At 43.4% G+C, this 19,064-nt stretch carries 12 protein-coding genes and 5 pseudogenes; 6 read left to right on the forward strand and 11 right to left on the reverse strand.

The genetic code is table 11. The features are described from left to right. Nucleotides 1–600: 600 nt before the first annotated feature. On the reverse strand, nt 601–3,333 hold the full coding sequence (locus tag DP114_RS15230; protein WP_171976483.1) for a chloride channel protein: 2,733 nt from the start codon (nt 3,331–3,333) through the stop codon (nt 601–603). A 39-nt stretch (nt 3,334–3,372) separates the two neighbouring features. Here DP114_RS15230 and DP114_RS15235 point away from each other — a divergent pair, with 39 nt between their 5' ends. The 5 genes and pseudogenes from DP114_RS15235 to DP114_RS15255 form a co-directional block, all read left to right on the forward strand. After that, nucleotides 3,373–3,660 (forward strand): hypothetical protein, encoded by a 288-nt coding sequence (locus DP114_RS15235; RefSeq protein ID WP_169262856.1) that lies wholly within the window; start codon nt 3,373–3,375, stop codon nt 3,658–3,660. Between the two features lie 181 nt (nt 3,661–3,841). Further along, a pseudogene (locus tag DP114_RS15240) lies at nt 3,842–4,400 on the forward strand (RNA-guided endonuclease TnpB family protein); the annotation flags it as partial. 553 nt (nt 4,401–4,953) lie between these two features. Further along, a pseudogene (locus tag DP114_RS15245) lies at nt 4,954–6,524 on the forward strand (group II intron reverse transcriptase/maturase). A gap of 668 nt (nt 6,525–7,192) precedes the next feature. Beyond that, a complete protein-coding gene (ltrA, locus tag DP114_RS15250) occupies nt 7,193–8,848 on the forward strand; it encodes a group II intron reverse transcriptase/maturase (RefSeq protein WP_169264597.1) in 1,656 nt (551 codons plus the stop codon). 100 nt (nt 8,849–8,948) lie between these two features. Continuing rightward, a pseudogene (locus DP114_RS15255) lies at nt 8,949–9,170 on the forward strand (zinc ribbon domain-containing protein); the annotation flags it as partial. Nucleotides 9,171–9,248: 78 nt separating this feature from the next. Here DP114_RS15255 and DP114_RS15260 read toward each other — a convergent pair. The 10 genes and pseudogenes from DP114_RS15260 to DP114_RS15305 all read right to left on the reverse strand — a co-directional run bounded on the left by DP114_RS15260 (nt 9,249) and on the right by DP114_RS15305 (nt 17,709). Then, on the reverse strand, nt 9,249–10,562 hold the full coding sequence (locus DP114_RS15260) for a TldD/PmbA family protein (RefSeq protein WP_171976484.1): 1,314 nt from the start codon (nt 10,560–10,562) through the stop codon (nt 9,249–9,251). 174 nt (nt 10,563–10,736) lie between these two features. After that, nucleotides 10,737–11,600, reverse strand: coding sequence for a Tab2/Atab2 family RNA-binding protein (locus tag DP114_RS15265; protein WP_171976485.1), 864 nt, complete (start codon nt 11,598–11,600; stop codon nt 10,737–10,739). Nucleotides 11,601–11,771: 171 nt separating this feature from the next. Further along, on the reverse strand, nt 11,772–11,993 hold the full coding sequence (locus DP114_RS15270) for a hypothetical protein (RefSeq protein WP_169262853.1): 222 nt from the start codon (nt 11,991–11,993) through the stop codon (nt 11,772–11,774). A 311-nt stretch (nt 11,994–12,304) separates the two neighbouring features. Then, nucleotides 12,305–13,966 (reverse strand): annotated as a pseudogene (locus tag DP114_RS15275) (transposase). A 149-nt stretch (nt 13,967–14,115) separates the two neighbouring features. Beyond that, nucleotides 14,116–14,790: a transposase gene (locus DP114_RS15280; protein WP_256379389.1), complete on the reverse strand. Its 675-nt coding sequence runs from the start codon at nt 14,788–14,790 to the stop codon at nt 14,116–14,118. A 31-nt stretch (nt 14,791–14,821) separates the two neighbouring features. Then, nucleotides 14,822–15,319, reverse strand: coding sequence for a helix-turn-helix domain-containing protein (locus DP114_RS15285; RefSeq protein ID WP_169263472.1), 498 nt, complete (start codon nt 15,317–15,319; stop codon nt 14,822–14,824). A gap of 92 nt (nt 15,320–15,411) precedes the next feature. Beyond that, nucleotides 15,412–15,657 (reverse strand): annotated as a pseudogene (locus DP114_RS15290) (type 2 isopentenyl-diphosphate Delta-isomerase); the annotation flags it as partial. After that, nucleotides 15,654–16,262 carry a hypothetical protein gene (locus DP114_RS15295; protein ID WP_171976486.1) on the reverse strand — a complete coding sequence of 203 codons (609 nt, stop codon included), beginning with the start codon at nt 16,260–16,262 and terminating at the stop codon, nt 15,654–15,656. The gene DP114_RS15295 and the pseudogene DP114_RS15290, both read right to left, overlap by 4 nt. 196 nt (nt 16,263–16,458) lie before the next feature. Further along, nucleotides 16,459–17,043 carry a thylakoid membrane photosystem I accumulation factor gene (locus tag DP114_RS15300; RefSeq protein WP_169266571.1) on the reverse strand — a complete coding sequence of 195 codons (585 nt, stop codon included), beginning with the start codon at nt 17,041–17,043 and terminating at the stop codon, nt 16,459–16,461. Between the two features lie 279 nt (nt 17,044–17,322). Beyond that, on the reverse strand, nt 17,323–17,709 hold the full coding sequence (locus tag DP114_RS15305; RefSeq protein WP_169266572.1) for a hypothetical protein: 387 nt from the start codon (nt 17,707–17,709) through the stop codon (nt 17,323–17,325). A gap of 234 nt (nt 17,710–17,943) precedes the next feature. Between DP114_RS15305 and leuB the strand changes: the two genes are divergently transcribed. Beyond that, on the forward strand, nt 17,944–19,032 hold the full coding sequence (gene leuB, locus DP114_RS15310) for a 3-isopropylmalate dehydrogenase (RefSeq protein WP_171976487.1): 1,089 nt from the start codon (nt 17,944–17,946) through the stop codon (nt 19,030–19,032). Nucleotides 19,033–19,064 lie beyond the last annotated feature (32 nt).

Here is a 19,064-nt window from a genome sequence, read left to right on the forward strand (position 1 = left end):
TCAATAGAATTACTAAGATAATTTGACAGCACAATCTAATACAAAATTGAAAAAAGAATGCGACGGATTGAACCTTAAAAAGGATTACCAATGATTCTTTCACAATCAGTAAATCTAAAATCTAAAAATTAAGTTAGTATAACTTTAACACAGTAATATAACGTAGTGACAACCAATTGCCCTACTGTCTTATTTGTTGAATGTTAAGGCAGAGATTCAGTGATAGAGGAAATCAGTAAATCACAAAATATTGGACAATATATATGCGCGACATAAAGCCTTGGACTATTTGGCTGGTAACTCTAATATCAGTCATCGCTACTGTAATAGGGATTCATAATCTCGAATGGTTTTTAAATGTAAATTGCTTTGCAAATACAATGCCCCAAACCAGCAAATTTTGCAAACATTAACTAGCCAGAGAAATAAAAATCTACTAGCTATGCTCTGCCAGATGGTGCAGAATCTCTTTCGATGACTTATTCGTGTAACCAAGATAGAAATTTTTGCAGATCTTTCCTGACTGAAGTAATTACCAAAGATCTGCAAAAACCTTCCCCTTAACGGGAATGGAAAAAAGGATTCAAAATGATCTAGTTTTTAGGCTGAAGCGGTTAACGCTCCTCTGACTAAAATGACTGTACTATCAACACCAGAAGCGATCGCCTCTGGAATATTACCTGTAATTGCGTGTTGCAACATCCCTTCGCGCGAAGCGCCTAAAATCACAACATCGTATTGTTCTTCTTTGACCAAATTAATTACACCTTGAGCAACTGAGTCGGATTTAATGGCTGAGGCGAATACAGTACTACTCAATTTGCGGCGACGAATCAGTTGGCGAATAGCTTCTTCCAAAATTCTCATATCTGGCTCTATTTCTGATGGCTTGAATATTCTAGTCAGGCGAACTTTTGGATCATTTCCCAATGTGACTAAAGCAGGTAACAATTTAATCGCTACCGACGCATTAGGACCACCAGCCATTGGAACAAGCCAACGGTTAAAGGAGTACTGAGGAGTTTGGGGCGTGGGGAGATTTTCTTGGTGATTAGGGTTGCTGAGTGCTGAGTTGGGAGTCAGTAGTTTGGAATTTTGAATCAGATCCTTTGGTTGGTTAAGTGTTTTTCGCGATTTAGAATTGTCTTGTCCCAACTTCACTAGTACCACATCGCAACTGGCACGACGAATGATAGTGTCTACAATATCCCCAAAAATACGACCAGGAGTAGAAGTGCTACCTTTCCACCCCATCAAAAGCAAATCGATGTGTCTTTCTTTTATTGTCTCTAAAATTGCCTGGGCTGGATCATGAGCAACCCGAATTTGGGTATGCACGGGGATTTTGCGCTTTTTGCCTAAAGCTTCTGCCAATCTTAACAAGCGACGACTTTTCGTTGTTCTGACTGGTGTTTCTGTTGGGGAACTGTGGCGGGAGATAGGCATAATTTGTATGCACTCTATTTCATAATGGCGATCGCGAGCAATCGCAGCAGCCATCTCCAATAGTGTCACTGCTGTTTCCGGATTCGCTATCGGTACTAATATTCTTCCTCTACCAGTACTCGGAGAACGCGTTTGATAAACAACATAAGAAGGTTCTGATCGCGACTTAGATTGCTTGTTTTCACAGTTGATATGGTTTGCTTCTGCGCGAATAATATCTGCACGGGTAATGATCCCAATCAGTCTACGCCCCTCGACTACTGGTAAGCGACTAATTTGATAGCGATCTAATAAATACAGTACATCGCTGAGGCTATGCACGGGAGTGACCGTTAAAGGATTGCTAGTCATTATTTCCGTTAGACTCGCATTTTTCGGGAGGTTGCGATCGCCTATTTTCCGCAAATCACTTTGTGTCACTATTCCTACTAATTTACCATCTAATACTATCGGAAAACCCCGATGGTCAGAACGTGAAAAAGCCTCTACTGTTTCATCCAGAGACGTTTCTACCTCTAGAGTATCTACCCGTCTTTGCATCACATCTGTTGCTGTTAACTTTGTCAGTAGTCCTTCAATAGGAGCTTGTTTTTGGATAGTGATGCCACTTAATTGTAGAAGTTTGTCATACAATGACCCAGGGACTATCTTTTCGGCAATTAAGTACGATGTCACAGAGCCAATCATCAAAGGTAGCACCAAATTGAAATCTGTGGTGATCTCAAACACAATCACAATTGCCGTAAATGGGACTTTAGAAACACCACTAAAAAAGGCGCCCATTCCTGCCAGTGCATAAGTTGTGGGATTTCCCAGTCCCAAGGCATGTTCCTGGAAGACACCGATAATATATCCTAAACAAGAACCTAAGATTAGACTGGGAGCAAATAATCCTCCTGGCGCTCCTGAGCCAAATGCGACCAAGGTAAGGATAAACTGAGCGACAAAGGCAAGCGCTGCGATGGAAGGATCAACTTCACCAGTGATTACAAACTCCCGTAACTCACTATTATTGCGGAAAGAAGGTGGTAGCAAAGCAACCATAACACCAGAAATAAATCCAGCCAATGCCACTCGTAACGGCAAGCTAATGTGTAAATTACGGTAAATTCTTTGACTAGCGATCAATCCACGATTGAATAATGCCGCCAGTAACCCCGCGAGGACTCCTAAAATTAGGTAAAAGGGAATTTCTGTGATTGAAAAGCTGCTGGAATAATGAGTTGCTGCCAAGTCAAGTTGTAGACTACGACCACCTAACAGTCGTGAGACAACACCACCAATAAATGAAGCAATAATAGCAGTTCCTAAAGTTAATCCTGATAAATCTTGAAGTAATTCCTCGACAACAAAAATCATGCCCGCAATCGGGGCGTTGAAAGCTGCTGACAACCCAGCACCTGCACCAGCAGCGATCATCTGACGTCGATGATCTGGGGAGGTAGGAACCCAACGACTCATCCCCGCCGCCAAAGCCGCCCCAATATGAACAGTAGGACCTTGCCGCCCTAATGTCAAACCCGACCCCAAAGCGATAATAGAACTTAATAACTTTACAGCTGCCACACGCCACGACAGTCTGACTGGCACATTCCCAAGAGAGGCTTTGACTTGTGGAATTCCTCCACCAGACGCCTCAGGTGCCAACCTCTGCACAAGTAACCCAGCTAAAAATCCAAAGCAAACACCAATTACTGGTAAGACAAGCCACGCAGGAAATAAGTAGGAACAATGAACTCGCCATGATCCTAACCATCCAACACTAAATTTAAAGAATACAGCTGATAGAGCAGCGACGACCCCGATAACCGATGCTTCTGCGATCGCTAAACCTCTTCTAGGCTGCCACAAAGTGCGAAAGCTCTGAGTGATCACAAGAGGTAACATATTAATTCAAAATTCAAAGTTCAAAATTCAAAAATAAATATGAAACCGCAGATGCACAAGCTTTGGACGCAGATAAATTATCTATGTACATCTGTGTCCATCTGTGGTTCTAAATCTCCTAAAACCAGATTTTTGCAACAAACCTATCAAGGTTATCACTTGAACAAAGAAAAAGTCACTAAATTATTTTTTAACGAAGTTCGCCGGAATTCAAGAGTCCGGCGTGCGGTGGGGATGGATAGCCGGGGAATGACGATTGCAGCCACAATCAATGTTGTTCTTGATCAACGGGATTGTTGGCTGCGTGAGGAGTTCCCACACTCCTAGTGGGTAACGAGTCAATGAAGTCCTCAAGTACGCGAGTCATAGTCTTATCTTCAATTGCTGAGTACTCGCGTAATTTGCTCATTCGACGATCACTGAGTCTTATTTGTAAGAAATTGTTTTTCATAATCATGTCGTTGTCACTACATTCATGCTAACATAGATGACAAGGAGGGCAAAGCAAATGAGAACTTCATACCAGTTTCGACTACGACCAACCAAACAACAAGCTGCTGACATTGATAGATGGCTATCTATGTTGGGAGCGCAATACAACTATCTGTTGGCTGATAGATTCAATTGGTATGAAGAGATACGTAACCTTATCGCTGGAAGATCCTACAGTCCCGACTACCAAACCAGATATCAATCCTGATTTGATTGTTGGTATTGATGTGGGATTGAAGCACTTTCTTACTACTTCAGAAGGATTCCAAGCACCCATCCCGCAATATTACCGGAAAGCGGAAAAGCGATTGAAGCGTCTACAAAAACGTATTTCGCGTCGCAAGAAAGGTAGTAACCGCAGGAATAAAGCAGTCAAGCAACTTGCCAGACAGCACAAAAAAGTAACTGACAAGCGTAAAGACTTTCACTTCAAGACTGCTAAACGCTTATTCAATCGGCATGATGTGGTAGCTCACGACGACTTGAACGTAAAGGGATTGGGAAAGTCCAATCTAGCTAAATCAATTCACGATGCTGGCTGGTCAAGTTTTCTTTCAATACTGGCAAACAGAGCCGGTGCGATTCGTTGTTAGTGGAATCACGGTAGCCAGCCCGTACATACACTAACCAACCAATGTAGACGACTACTGAGGTTGAACTCTTAGATCGATGTAGGTGAAAGTCCTACCCGCCAGATTCAAGCGTGACTCCTTATCTGCCTCCACCGAACAAGCTCGATTCTTGTAGAGTGAAGCGAGGAACAGGGCACAATCAGACGGCTGTTATGGGCTGACACTGGTGCTAACAGGGAGTTCCAATGGTGAAACTGAGCCTAAAAAAGTGACCTAGTTTGAAGCAAGGCATAACCTAAAAACCTTGACTTTATCAGAGCTAAAACCCGCTGCATTGTCGGCTTAATAGCAGCATGAATCCAGGGTTTCTGATGGTTAAATTGGCTACACCTAACGGAACACAACAATCATCTAAGGGAACGAATAAAAACGAATCAAAAGTCCTGGGGCGGTCGAACCCCAGGTAGGTAAGACGAGATACGGAACCCTTTTGATTCGGGTAGGATGCGAAGTAATTTTCGCAAGGTATTCAGAAAATACTTTTTGGAGTCAGAGCATGATTGGACGCATAGACAACTATAGCGAATCTTGGAAGACGTTACCGTGGAAGAAATTTCGCCGAGACGTATTTCGCCTACAAAAGAGAGTATTCAAAGCAGTTCGAGAAGGAAACAAGCGTAAAGCAATGTCACTTCAAAAACTTATTCTGAAATCCACTGCGGCTAGATTATTGGCAATCCGTCAAGTATCACAGCTAAATGCTGGGAAGAAAACAGCAGGAATCGACGGCAAAAAGTCTCTTACATTTAAGGAACGTTTTGAATTAGAAGAACTGCTAAAAGCATCCAGTAACAATTGGAAACACCAAAAGTTACGCAGTATTCCCATTCCCAAAAAGGACGGTAGTACTAGAATGCTAAAAATTCCAACTATTGCGGATAGGGCTTGGCAATGCCTAGCAAAATATGTAATAGAACCAGCACACGAAGCAACATTCCATGCGAGAAGTTACGGGTTCAGAACAGGTCGCTCGGCACATGATGCCCAAAGATATCTATTCAACAACCTACGCGACACTTGCAAGGGAAAAGATAAAAGAGTTATAGAACTCGATATCGAGAAGTGCTGAGTCCCAAGGGGACACGCTGCGCGAACGACAGGATCTCACACAACGCCATAATGGAAAACCTTATAGCCCCCAAAGGCATACAGACAGGAATATACCGCTGCCTAAAAGCAGGAACTAACCCTGGCTTTCCGGAACAAGGAACCCCCCAAGGTGGCGTAGTGAGTCCTTTATTAGCAAACATCGCCTTAAATGGAATTGAAAGTATTCACCAGTACAAAGGAACGAGGGGCATAATAGAACCATCAATCCGTTATGCGGATGACATGTTAATAATACTTCGACCCTCAGACGATGCGAACGAGATACTTGAAAGAATTAGCCAATTTCTAGCCCAAAGAGGAATGAAAGTAAGTGAGAAAAAGACAAAGATAACCGCCGCGACAGATGGATTTGACTTCCTTGGCTGGCATTTTAAAGTGCAAAGTAACGGAAAATTTAGAAGTACTCCCTCAGCGGAGAATTTCTTGAAATTTCGTCAGAAGGTAAAAGCTATCGTTAACAACTCGAATTATGGTTCTAAGGTAAAAGCCGAAAAGCTAGCACCAATAGTTAGAGGATGGAGAAATTACCACAAATTCTGCAAAATGGACGGGTCACGGTTCTCCCTGTATCACATTCAAAGCAGAACAATAAAGGTATTCAACAAAGAAGCTAAACAGAATCGCCACTCTAGCAAGAAATTGCTAGAAAAAGCTTTTCCTAAAGTCTCTTACTCCGAAAATGCCCACATCAATGTCAAAGGGAATAAATCACCCTACGACGGAGATTTAACATACTGGAGCGAACGTAATAGTAAGTTCTATGATGGGGAAACCTCTAAAGCTCTTAAAAAGCAAAACCATACATGTGGATATTGTGGCTTAAAATGTACAAGCGAAGAACGAGTACATTTGCACCACGCAGACGGGAACCACAACAATTGGAAAACCAAGAATCTGATTGCTGTACACGAATCCTGTCACGATTATATCCACATGAGCAAAAGGGTTATCCCTTAAGAATATCGGGAGCCGGATGCACTGAAAAGCGCACGTCCGGTTCTAACAGAGAGGGGCGAGGCATAAGCGCGACTTGAAAGGTCGTTTAGAACGGAGAGCCGACTCTCCTAGAGAATTCACACTCTCTACCCTAATGTAAAAGACTTTCCGGAGTCCGGTCACGCCCAAGTAGGTAACGAAACAGGCGGAATGCAGACCACAAACGTAACCTTAACTACTAGCCCAAAGTGGTAAGGAGCAAGAGGGAGTTCTCCCAAGATGAACAAAAGTAAATTGATGTTTAAACTGCGTCATCGCACAGGGAGCCAAATCAGGCTGACAGGTTCCAACCAAAAGGTAAGTGGGTAGATTTATGGTTTTATGCTCTATAAATCGTGTGAATATAACTCCCACCGCAGGAAAGTCAACATCTAAAGGAGAATATACACTAAGCGAAACAACAAGGTAAACCCCATAGAGTCTATAGGATGTCGATACCAATAGTAAGCTAACCGCAAGGAAAGCAGAATCCTCTGGAGGGTAAAGGATGGAGTAAAAAGCAAAAGCCCGTTTGTAATGAACGAGATAGGGGTTCAAACTTTGCCCCTGACCGAAAGGAATAGCAGACTTACTCTGGGTCTTATGAGAAAGAGAAACTCACAAAGAAACTTAATTCAAGGACAAGTTAGATGTCGTACCTCGGTACAACAAACGGACTAAGAAAACCACTAGAAGATTGGAGCCAAATCAACTGGCGAAAAATCAACAAAGCGGTTAGGAATCTGCGTCAAAGAATCTTTCTCGCGAGAAAACTTGGTAACTGGCGGAAGTTGAGAAACCTCCAAAAGTTAATGCAAAGAAGCTACGCCAACCTATTACTCTCTGTTCGGAAAATCACTCAGACCAATAAGGGTAAAGCAACGGCAGGAATTGACAAAGAAATAATCAATACCCCAAAGCAGCGAGTGAAGCTGGTAAACAACTGGAGTGGAGGAAATCAAGATCCTACAAAACGGGTAATGATCCCCAAAGCCAACGGTAAGAAACGACCGCTCGGAATCCCAACCGTGCGCGACAGAATCGAACAGGCAATAATAGTCAATTCACTAGAACCCGAATGGGAAGCCGTATTTGAACCAAACTCCTATGGATTCAGGTGCGGTAGAAGCTGTCATGATGCCATAGCACAAAATTGGATAAGATTAAATGCAAGTCCAAATGCTAGAAATAACTGGGTTTTAGAAGCTGATATTCAAGGATTCTTCGACAATATTGCCCATGAATCTATCCTTAGACAACTAGGTAATTTCCCAAACAAAAACCTAATCAAAGGATGGTTAAAAGCTGGATTTATCTTTGAAGGGATATACAGCCCGACAGAAACGGGTACACCACAAGGAGGGGTTTGCTCCCCGCTCCTAGCCAATATCGGATTGCATGGATTAGAAACCTTTATAAAATCCACCAATCCAAAACTTGGAGTGGTTAGGTACGCTGATGATTTTATAGTCACAGCTAGAGACAAAGGAAGCCTCGAAAATGCCCAAATCCAGATTCAGCAATGGCTGTCAGAAAGAGGTTTGAATCTCAGTACGGAGAAAACGTTCATAACGTCAATGGCAGATGGTTTTGACTTCCTCGGCTTCAATCACCGCCATTATAATGGCAAACTGCTTATCAAACCCTCGAAAAAGAAAGTCTTAGACTTTTGTAAACGAATCGGTCAAGAAATAAAAGCAATGAACGGATGTGAACAAGAGGTAGTCATCAAAAGACTGAACCCAATTCTCCGAGGTTTTGCTAATTATTACAGAGGTGTGGTTAGTAAAGAAACCTTTGAATATGTCAAAAGTAGAATATGGCAATACCTCTGGCGTTGGGCTAAACGTCGCCATCCCAACAAGAACACAAAATGGGTACGGAAACGTTACTTTCAGACCAGAAATCGCAAGAAATGGACGTTCGCTACATCTACTAGCGACCGCCGAGGCAAACAAAAGGATTTAATCCTATACCCGATAGCGTACACGCCCATCGAACGCCATGTAAAGGTCAAGGGGGAAGCATCACCGGATGACCCCTCACTCAAAGAATATTGGGAAAAACGCCACCAAAAATATGGTAAGAGCTACTGGGAGAAAAACTCTCGGAATTATAAAATCGCTCAAAACCAAGACTGGAAATGTACCTGTGGTGAACCATTATTCAATGGAGAGGAAATAGAAACCCATCACATCGTACCTGTTGCTCAAGGTGGACTTGATGACGTAAAAAACCTTCAGCATCTACACAAAGCGTGTCATAAGCAGGTACACACAAAATCCAAGTCAACTCGCTTGAAGTAAGGCTTGAGCGCAGTGAGTGCGAAAGTCTCATGCTGCGTTCTTAGGGGAGGGGAGAGCGGTGACGCTCGAACCTTACCCGACTACCTGACATCGACTCTACCAAAAAGCTGGTTTGTTGGTAGTGCCAGTCAATCCACACAACACATCTCAGATATGTTCAAGTTGTGGCGTCAAGGTTCCGAAGAAACTGCATGAGCGTTGGCACAAGTGTCAATGTGGTTGTCAAATGGATCGTGATTGGAATGCAGCAATCAACATAAAAAACAGAGCGGAGGGGCATCCCGTTCTGTCTAAACAAAGCTCAACGCCTCCGTTCGCGTAGCGTCTCCAAAGGAGATAGCAATAGCTGGATTGGTTGAGAAGCCCCATCCGCCATGCGGTGGGGAGTATGTCACTCATTTCAATTTTGCTTGCCAGTGCTAGATAACCCTTCTACTAATAAAGATGGAGTGTAACAAGAACCGTTCCAGTCAGCATCGTCACCCAGTTTAACTAATTGTTTAAGAACTGTATAGACGTTTCCAGCCACCATCGTATCTTTGACGCGCCCAATAATGTGACCATTTTGGACACGATATCCCAAATCAACGTTGATGGAAAAGTCACCAGAAATGCCGCCGTTACTTCCCAGGATTTGATCCACAATTAACCCATCATCCAGATATTGAATCAATTGTTGTAGCGATTCACCTCCAGGCTGGATGAGGAAATTAAATAAACCAGGAGTAGGATAACTGCCTAAACCGGGGCGAAAACCGTTACCTGTGGAAGCCATGTTTAACTGGCGTCCGGTGGTGCGATCGCAGTAAAAATGCTGCAATACACCATTTTGGATAAATACTAAAGATTGGGTTGGGATACCTTCATCATCAAACGGACAACTGTAAGGTCCTGCTTTGGGATCTTGGTAGAGGGTGAGAATTGGAGACATCACTGGTGTACCAATACGTTCTACCCAGGGAGAAGCTTTTTCTAAAACTCGCTTGGCATTTAAAGCTGCTTGTACAGTTCCCCAAAGCATATCAGCAGCTTTAGAAGTAAACAAAACTGGAACGCGACCGTTGGGAGGTGTAACGTTTTCTTTTGCCCAAGCCAACCGTTGTAAAATTTGGTGAGCAACTCTGTCTGGCTGAAGGTTACCTCTTTTGGTTTGACCATCAGAAACGCTCAAAAAGTCGTCACCTCGTACCCACTCTGCTTCTACATAGCAACTTAGGGTGGTGTCGCTGTAATGGCAATCTAAACCTTTGGTGTTGACAAGTCTGGTGGTTTCAACATCGCATTCCCACTCACTTGTACAAATAACATCTGGATATGCGTCGCGGATGATAGCGATCGCTTCTTTCCCCCACTCCACCAACTTTTCTATGGGTACATCTTCACCCAGGTTTGGGTAAGAAGGCTTAGAATCACCATTTAATTCCACTGCTTCAGGTTGATTGAGTTGACTTAGGGCTAAAGCACGTTCCACCAATGCTTGTGGTTCGACTGGACCGTAAGCCACGGCTAATCCGGGACATCCATTGCGCCACAGCCGCAGTGCTGTGCCTTCTGATTGGCTACTTTCGAGCTGCTTGAGGCGATTTGCCTCAAAAAACACAGGTCGAGACAGTGATTTTGACTGATAGACTTCAGCTGCTTCCGCACCCGATTTTATCGAGAGTTCCAGCAGTTCTTCCACCAGAAAATTATTTGGTAATTCTTTATACACCATGTTGTTTTGGCTGTGGACTTAGAAATTGGCAATAGGAAATGGATGGTTGTTAGTTGTTAGTTATCAATTGTTGATGACTAACAATGAACCACTCCCCACCAACCTTTATCCATCTAATTAGTTTATGAGTTGATTCCCGCTACAGCTAAAGGCGTGGCAGTACCTCTATCAAATTTACGGCACATTGACCTCTTGCAACAGCCAAAACCCCGCAAAAGATTCTTCTTGAGGATTGGACTGTACTGCGATAAAATGCACCCCATTAGCTTTTTGCTTTGCTTCTTCAAAGCTTTTGGCTTCTGCTAAGGTTTGAGAGTTTTTGAGATTTGCCAAAATCCAGCTTTCAGTTGCACCGGTTTCTAAAACCAATCTCGGCTCTTCCTTATCATCTAATTTCAACCAAGCTAACTCTAAACCGGATATCCAGCCTGCGATCGGCAATGCTCTTGGTGAGAAAATCAGAATACCAGGAATAGGGGTTTCAGGGGAAATTTGTGCCAATTCAAAGGGGAAAGCTTCACCAAAACCTATTTCCCAGTCGTGCATTTGGGTGAATTCCGATTGTTGTAAAGTCACAAATATCCACTGCTTTCCTTCTAAAGCGTCTGGTAAGCGTAGGGGTGGAGGATTCTCTAGACGTACAGATGGATTTGTTCCTGCTTGATACCCAGGTTCTTGAGGATAAACTTCCTCCATCCGCTGTTCCAGCCATTGGTTAAGCAGCAAAGTGCGGCGACTTGGCTGGGCGGAAATACCCAAATCTCTGGAAGCTTTGGTAATCATGTTGCTCATTTGGCGGCGGAAAAAGCGTATTCTGATTGGTGCTTTTCCTGCTTCGCTGATTGCTTCTTCCAGCGCAGTCCGCAGCCACACTGAATTCACCTCAGTACTGGGGCAATATTTCGCAAAGCGAAAGACAGAATCAATTTTAGTTCGGGTTTCCAAAGGAGTTTCGCATACCAAAACTTCCCAAACCTTTTTCTGATTTTCGTCCAGAATCGGACGCGAGTAAAAATCAAGTTCCCAAATACTGCCCATGTGATGCCGTTATGATTTGGCTACTTTCTTATATTTTCATCATACGAGGGTACAGGTAACCTTGGAGCAAGTCAAAGGGGAGATGAGAAAGTTTTTGGAGTGGGAGGTTTTCGATGGAAATACGCTTAACACTTAACAAAGTTCGTCCTAAGTCGTCAAGAAGCTAAACAACTAGTGCGATTCGTTGTTAGCCAAACCTTGGCAATCAGTCCAAGTATAAGCTAACCAGCCTTGAGAGCGATCAAAAGGTTGAACTTCGGAGGGAATGAAGGTGAAAACCCTTCCCCTCAAACTCAGAGGTGACTCCTTATCTGCCCACGGCAAGTAGGCTCGCAATCCTAGAGACCAAAGCTGGGCACAGGGCGTAATCAGACGGCTGTTATGGGCTGGCACTGGCGCAAAGTCTGCCGGGGGGATACTCCTCCCGGCGAGCTTTGCGCTAAAAGGGAGTGTACAAGGTGAAACAGAATCTAAAAAAGCAACTTATTAGCTAGCAGGGCATAACAAAAAAAACCCTGACCTTGGCTAGAGATAAAACCCCGCCGATGGTTAATTGACAAGCGGTAAGAGTAAGGGGTTCTAGGGCGTCGGTCAAGTAATAATGATTGACAAAAAAGAGATAATATGTGTCTGGAAAAGCAGGAAGAATAAGGATGCGATTGCCCAAAGGGCAGACGCCAAGGGCGTATCATTAACTAGGGGATTTAAAAGACTTGTTGGTTTGAAGCGCCAGATAGCAACCGTGCAATTACATGGAGATTATGTACAACTGCTACACGCCGTAAGTCAAATAAGTTCTTGCGCAAGCCAGTATAACGGGCACGGTCGCCTTGCCATTGCCCGAGATGAGCCAAGGTATGCTCCACAATAGAACGTTCTGGGAGTTTAGCTGTTGCGGATTCAGTGTCTTGGCGCTCACGCAATTCCTGCATAAAAGCTTCATCCGGACGGCAGTTGCTACAACGCGGGGAACCCGCGCAACGCACTGCCTCATGAATTGAGACATTGCGACCTCTAATAGAAGTAGTACAATGTTCACGTAAAGGACAAACACTACACTCAGAGGCGGGAAAGTGAACAGTTTTTCCAGACTCAAAGGGGATGCTGACATGATTAGGACAACGAATTAGACCTTGGTTCCAGTCAAGTACAAAGTCCGTCTTGATCAAGCGTTAAGCTAGCTGCGCCTCCGGCAATCGCCATTACGTACAGGCCAAGCTTTACAGAAAATAGTTAAGTCTTGGGAACGTTGTTTAACCCAATGACTACTTAAGTAGGCTCGATCAATGTGCAGCTCTACCATCTTAACTTTGTGATGTTTCAAATCTGCATCCATTGCTTCAGTAACTTGAGCTTCTGGAACGTTAGCACTCGTCAAACCGACGGAACGCACCACCCCGATATCCAAATCCCGTAGCACATGACGTTTATAACCATCAAAACGTTGTGAGCGGCTTTTACGTAAAGCTTGCCGCTTGGGTTGCTTCCCCCGGCAGACTTTACGTCCATGACGCATATCTGAATCTTCAATAGAAATTCGGCGGTCTTTGGCTACACCCTTAACCAGTGTTGGTTTCCCACTAGAATCAATAGTTACATCTTGGGATTGAATCTGTCGTGCCACGGACAGTGCTTTTTGGGCATCCTTTAGCTCCTGATATTCATTTTTTTTTTGTAACTCAGACTCTACTTGATCTAGAGCGTTGAGAATGGTTTCTAGGGCTATTGAACGCTCAGTTGGGTTATCCCAGTTCATATCTAAGACGGCTTTGAGCGAAGTTCGTGTGAGTAGATCATCTAGTTGTGTTTCGTGTGCAAGCTCTGCAACTGACTGCCCCGACGTTTGCGCCATTAACCTTACAGCTTTACGCAGCGCGTGACCTAACAGATTATAAGTATCTTCTACTTTTGCCGCCCCCCATAACGGTGAGGAGTCCAATGCAGCTCTCAAGTTACTGGAACCAAATCCACCTTGCTCCTTTGATATTTCTACTGTACGCTCAATTAATCTCCGGTCAACTTCAAAGTCGATCATCGCTTGTCGAAAATTTACCAAAGTTCCTTTACTAAAAGGGGCGTTTTGGCAATCGTGACACTCGAGTACTAACTGCCAACGTCTATCCATTACCAATGCTTCAATCACTTGATCATCACTAACTCCAGTGTAGGCTTGTAGAATTAATGCTAACGCTAGTTGTGCAGGCGGCACAGGACAATGACCAACCGTGCTGTCTTTAAACATAGTAGTCAGTTCTGCTTGAAACTGTGCCTTAAACAGAAGATGACGGTTGTGGCGTAAAAAGATAAATAGTTTAGCTCTGTTAATCCCAGAGATGATGCTTCGCTCTGACGGGCGATAATTCGATGGGAGGATTCCACTAGGAAGGACGCATAAATTACACCACCCTCTAATGCGAACTGATTTTGGTCAATACCCACCCATATTACATCTATTTTGTCAACCATTATTACTTGACCGACGCCCTAGTACAGCACGGCGTAAATAAACCAAGTATTAGACAGCTAACACTTTACCCTTATATGTCCACTGAAAAGGTTTAGCCATTGTTTTATTAAAGTAGTCGATAAATTCAAGAATTCGGGTTTTTAGGTCATCCTGACTCTTGAAGCTAGCACGCTGAAGTAACTTACGAACCAAAATACTGAACCAAATTTCAATCTGGTTGAGCCAAGAAGAGTGTTTAGGGGTGTAATGGAAAACAATTCGATGTGTTTTGTCACTTAAAAAAGCAGCACGGGATTTCATGGATTTGAGTATTCCCCTTTTTCCTTTAATACCCAGATCGATATTCAAACCTTCTTTTTCTGCAACCAAACGAACCAGCGATTCAGACTGATGCGTATTCAGACAATCCATGATTAGATGCCATTTTTTAGCATTGGGTTCACTTTCAATGATTCGACGAATATTGAGAACAAAATCAACTTCTGTTCGAGAATCTCCACAAGTAGGCTCGATAATCTTACCAGTAGCGACATCAAAATTAGCAATTAAACTCTGTGTACCGTGACGAATATACTCAAACTCCCTTCTTTCAACTTTACCAGGTCGCATCGGTAAATCTTTTTCTAGACGCTCTGTAGCTTGAATACCCGTCATTTCATCAATTGATATTGTACGCTCTGCGTTTTGATAACGTTCAATCGCACTTATGTATAAACCAGTAATATCTTCAACTTTTACGTCAAATTCTTCGTCCTTAGGGGGGGGTTAACCAGTAACTACTCTGGTGGGGTTTAAGTTCTGCCTCTTCTAGTAATCTTCCAACATGGCGGACAGATATGCTTTCAATAATCCCTTGCTTTATAATTTCGTCTGCTAGTTCTCTTGGTGTCCAATGACTTATTGGTCGTCCGTAGTCTTCGGGTTTTGAACATGCAAGGGCAAACAGTTTGATTACTTGCTCCATACTAAATTTTACTGGTGCCCCAATACGCTCCGAATCTCGTAGTCTCTCAAAAGTAGGCAACTTTTTATCGCTAGTTTTAAACCATCGGTTTCGCCATAAACGAGCCATATCCAGACTTATATTTAATGTTCGAGCAATTTCGCCATTATTTTTCCCCTCTGACGCTAGAAGAATTATTTTTGCACGTAGTACTATTTGTTGCCCTGTATTGTGTCGGTTTACCAACTCTTGCAGTTCTGAGCGATCGCCATCGCTTAAGTTTAATTGTTTTGGAGCTAATCCTGCCACATCCTAATTCTCCGCTTCTCAGCAAAAACTACTTTTAATCTAATTACTCATTCTCCCACAGTAATACCTGGTTAACTTACGCCGTGCTGTACTAGGTGGGGCATCTCTAAAGCAATTCGTTGCGAACCAATTCCCATTGCTAATCGGTAACGTTGAGCAACACTTGCAAGCCGAGTGTTGACTAGCCGCGCCAGTTCTGTCCCTCCTGTCATGGAAGAAATCAGAAGTAGTGCACCAAGATTCTTACCCAATAAGGTTGTTTGAATATTGATATCACTGCGGTCTAATTCCGGAAGACAGCAATGAGCAAAGCGATAGCACTCAAACCCATTCGTTACCCAATTGGACGATTTCCTGGATTGACAGCATGAATACACTCACTTCCAGAAGTTGGAAACCCTCGTTTATAACAGGCTTCCTCTGGTTGACCCCATCCTAAGTGTAAAATCACTTCCAAAAAATTAGTATTTTCACATTTGGACAAACTTGTCCATTCTGTTCTTTGAGCAATTCTATCTACATCAATTCTTTCTATCTGTCGATGCTGTTTGCCATGACTAAAACTTAAGTACAAGTCCATCCCTACAGTGACTTCATTCCAAAATTGCACTATGGAATTGTTGGCTGCTTTTAATATTTTTATGTCACTGGCTAAAGCAATTAACTGAGCATCTACTTCTGGATAGCGTAACATTTTTCCTTTGATAGTCACCTCACGCCAGACAATACCTGAAACTTGATGTTCGTTTTGGTATTCGTGAATGGTGGCTTTAAAATCTTGATATGCTGTAAACTGTTGTAGCCCATCGGTTCTGATAAACTGGTCTATGACAGGATTGCCAGAGACAGTGACTGCTAACTTCAGGCGGTTTCCCTTGAGGCAAGCTTGGCGTTCAGAACGTAAAATTTGAATTAACTGCTCGGTGGTGTAAACCTTTGACATCAGGGCACACTTTATAAGTCAAAGTCAATTGGTCAATAGTCATTATTTATTCACTTACTTGATCTTGACTTCCTAACTCCTCAGTTCTCAACAATTTTTAAAGATTATTCGTATACATTATCCCTTTGAATCAATAGCTTTGCAGTATCTAATAACACGAAAAAACAAGGCAGACAAATTTTGTCTGCCCCACAACTTACTTCGCTAACTCGCTGCTTAACTCATTAAATGCTCGGCGCTTCAATGGTACTGATTCTGAACGAGGTAATAAATCAAACAGTTCTCTAAATTTATCGTCCATTTTCTCAAAGGGGACTTGGCCCTTTTTATTCAAAACAACCTCACCGGATTGATTAAATACTACAACTTGGGGAACAACCCCAGAGTAGTAATAAGCTGGTTCTGTAGAGTTATAAGTTTTTCCATCTAAAATGCTATCAACATTAACTGGAATAATTTCTGCTACTCGACCGTAATATTCTTGTATCGTTGAAACAACAATGGCATATTTCTTACAATCGCTGCTGTCATCCAAATAAAATGCTAACAGCGTTGGTTTATGGTCTGCTAAAGCTTTTGCTAGAGTCGCCTTTGGAGGAACCAGTGAACCATTCCCCGCATAAACCACAAAAATATTGCCATCGTATCTGTCGTTATTAAGATCAGCAAACGCTGACTGTACATTTGTCAATAACAAGCAAGTCAGCAGCACAGATAAGGAAAACAACCGCCGCCAGTTTGGAATCAAACTCAGTAAAAAGCGCCACTTTATACAATTCATCAAAAAGAACCTTTTAACATCTATATTTTTTTCTTGTTTGTGCTGAATGTAGCAAACTGGGGTGCGGATAAGGGGACAAAGGAGCGATCGCTCTCTGACACAAAGCAATTCGCCTGAAACCAGATTTTGCTGTCTTCTTACAACAACTGGGGTGAGCGTGCTTGTGCAACAAGAAGATTATATCGGAGACTTCGTCCCAGCCAATCAATCTATTCGCCTCAACTCCAACATTAAATCAATATTTACAAATCATTTAGGACTGCTATTCGCTTCGGTGCACTAATCGGTTTTACTACGAGTGTGTCGCGCTTGTTCGGCAGACTGCTGCATCTGCTTCAAAATCTCCTCTTGCTCCAGTAGAGCCAGTCGCGCTTGTTCAGTAGCCAGTCGCGCTTGTTCAGCAGCCAGTCGCGCTTGCTCACCAGCCTGCCTGATTTCTTCTGCAGACTCTCGCGCTTGCTCAGTAGCCCGCCTGATTTCTTCTGCAGCTTCTCGCCTCTTCTCCTGTAACTGCCTGTCTTCTTCAGCAGACTGCCGCTGCTCTTCTGAGATTTGGCGTTGCTCCTCCTGAACCTGTTGGTGTCGAGCCTGAGCTTTCCACTCGGCCGCCTCCTGTTGCCTTTTTTGCTCAGGCGAGTCTAGATTATCACCCAGGTGTTCACTCATTTCCTTGGCGTTCCTTAATCTTTTATATCAAGTTCTTTCAATCACATAATAATAAAATTACCGCACGCCGCTTTGCGGCGTGCGGTAATAGCGATGTCAACACCAAATAAGGATTATAGGCTTTACCCAGTTTTTTGCTCGATTGCTACTCATGGGCGTACACTTGCTAGGTATGATATTTGATCTGCAAGAAATTCTGCGCGATTAAACATTTACCTACCACCAAAACGAAGTATGACCCACAACTACCGCATTACCCTACTCCCTGGCGATGGCATCGGACCCGAAATTATGGCAGTTGCGGTAGACGTGCTGAAAGTCGTAGGGAAAAAGTTTGATATTCAGTTTGAATTCCAAGAAGCACTCATCGGTGGTGCAGCAATTGATGCTACAGGCGAACCCCTTCCAGGATCCAGCTTGGATACGTGTCGCAATAGCGATGCTGTGTTACTAGCAGCTATTGGCGGTTACAAGTGGGACTCCTTAGCATCCCATTTACGTCCAGAAGCAGGTTTGTTAGGACTGCGTGCAGGGTTGGGATTATTTGCCAATTTGCGCCCTGCGAAAATATTGCCTCAGTTGATAGATGCTTCTTCTTTGAAACGGGAGGTTGTCGAAGGCGTTGATATTTTGGTAGTCCGCGAACTCACCGGAGGAATTTACTTTGGCAAGCCTAAAGGAATTTTTGAAACAGAAACGGGTGAAAAGCGCGGCGTGAATACAATGGCTTACACCGAATCAGAAATTGAGCGCATTGGGCGGGTGGCGTTTGAAGCTGCACAAAAACGGCGAGGGAAACTCTGTTCAGTGGATAAGGCGAATGTGTTGGAAGTTTCTCAACTGTGGCGCGATCGCATCACCAAACTTGCCCAAGAGTATCCGGATGTGGAACTCTCTCATATGTATGTAGATAATGCAGCCATGCAGTTGTTACGCGCTCCCAAGCAGTTCGATACTATTGTCACAGGCAACTTGTTTGGTGATATTCTTTCAGATGCAGCTGCTATGCTAACTGGGAGTATTGGGATGTTACCCTCTGCAAGTTTGGGTGCTTCTAATCCAGGAGTTTTTGAACCTGTCCACGGTTCTGCCCCAGATATAGCAGGGCAAGATAAAGCAAATCCTTTGGCACAGGTTTTAAGTGCTGCTATGATGCTTCGTTATGGTTTAAACGAATCAACTGCAGCAGATCACATTGAACAAGGAGTGTTAGAAGTGTTACAAAGAGGCGATCGCACAGGAGATATAATTTCCCCAGATATGAACCTTTTGGGTTGTCGCGCTATGGGCCAAGCACTGATCCAAGTTCTGGAAGCAAAATGAGTGCATATGCTCAAAGTGGAAATTTTGGCAAC

This window comes from Brasilonema sennae CENA114 (assembly GCF_006968745.1).
In the GTDB taxonomy this organism is placed as follows: Bacteria; Cyanobacteriota; Cyanobacteriia; order Cyanobacteriales; family Nostocaceae; genus Brasilonema; species Brasilonema sennae.

Excerpts from the sequence above, each read along its gene's own strand:
- DP114_RS15230 (WP_171976483.1), bottom strand. The coding sequence starts at position 3,333 with ATGTTACCTCTTGTGATCACTCAGAGCTTTCGCACTTTGTGGCAGCCT.
- DP114_RS15235 (WP_169262856.1), top strand. The coding sequence starts at position 3,373 with ATGAAACCGCAGATGCACAAGCTTTGGACGCAGATAAATTATCTATGT.
- ltrA (WP_169264597.1), top strand. The coding sequence starts at position 7,193 with ATGTCGTACCTCGGTACAACAAACGGACTAAGAAAACCACTAGAAGAT.
- DP114_RS15260 (WP_171976484.1), bottom strand. The coding sequence starts at position 10,562 with ATGGTGTATAAAGAATTACCAAATAATTTTCTGGTGGAAGAACTGCTG.
- DP114_RS15265 (WP_171976485.1), bottom strand. The coding sequence starts at position 11,600 with ATGGGCAGTATTTGGGAACTTGATTTTTACTCGCGTCCGATTCTGGAC.
- DP114_RS15295 (WP_171976486.1), bottom strand. The coding sequence starts at position 16,262 with ATGTCAAAGGTTTACACCACCGAGCAGTTAATTCAAATTTTACGTTCT.
- DP114_RS15300 (WP_169266571.1), bottom strand. The coding sequence starts at position 17,043 with ATGAATTGTATAAAGTGGCGCTTTTTACTGAGTTTGATTCCAAACTGG.
- DP114_RS15305 (WP_169266572.1), bottom strand. The coding sequence starts at position 17,709 with ATGAGTGAACACCTGGGTGATAATCTAGACTCGCCTGAGCAAAAAAGG.
- leuB (WP_171976487.1), top strand. The coding sequence starts at position 17,944 with ATGACCCACAACTACCGCATTACCCTACTCCCTGGCGATGGCATCGGA.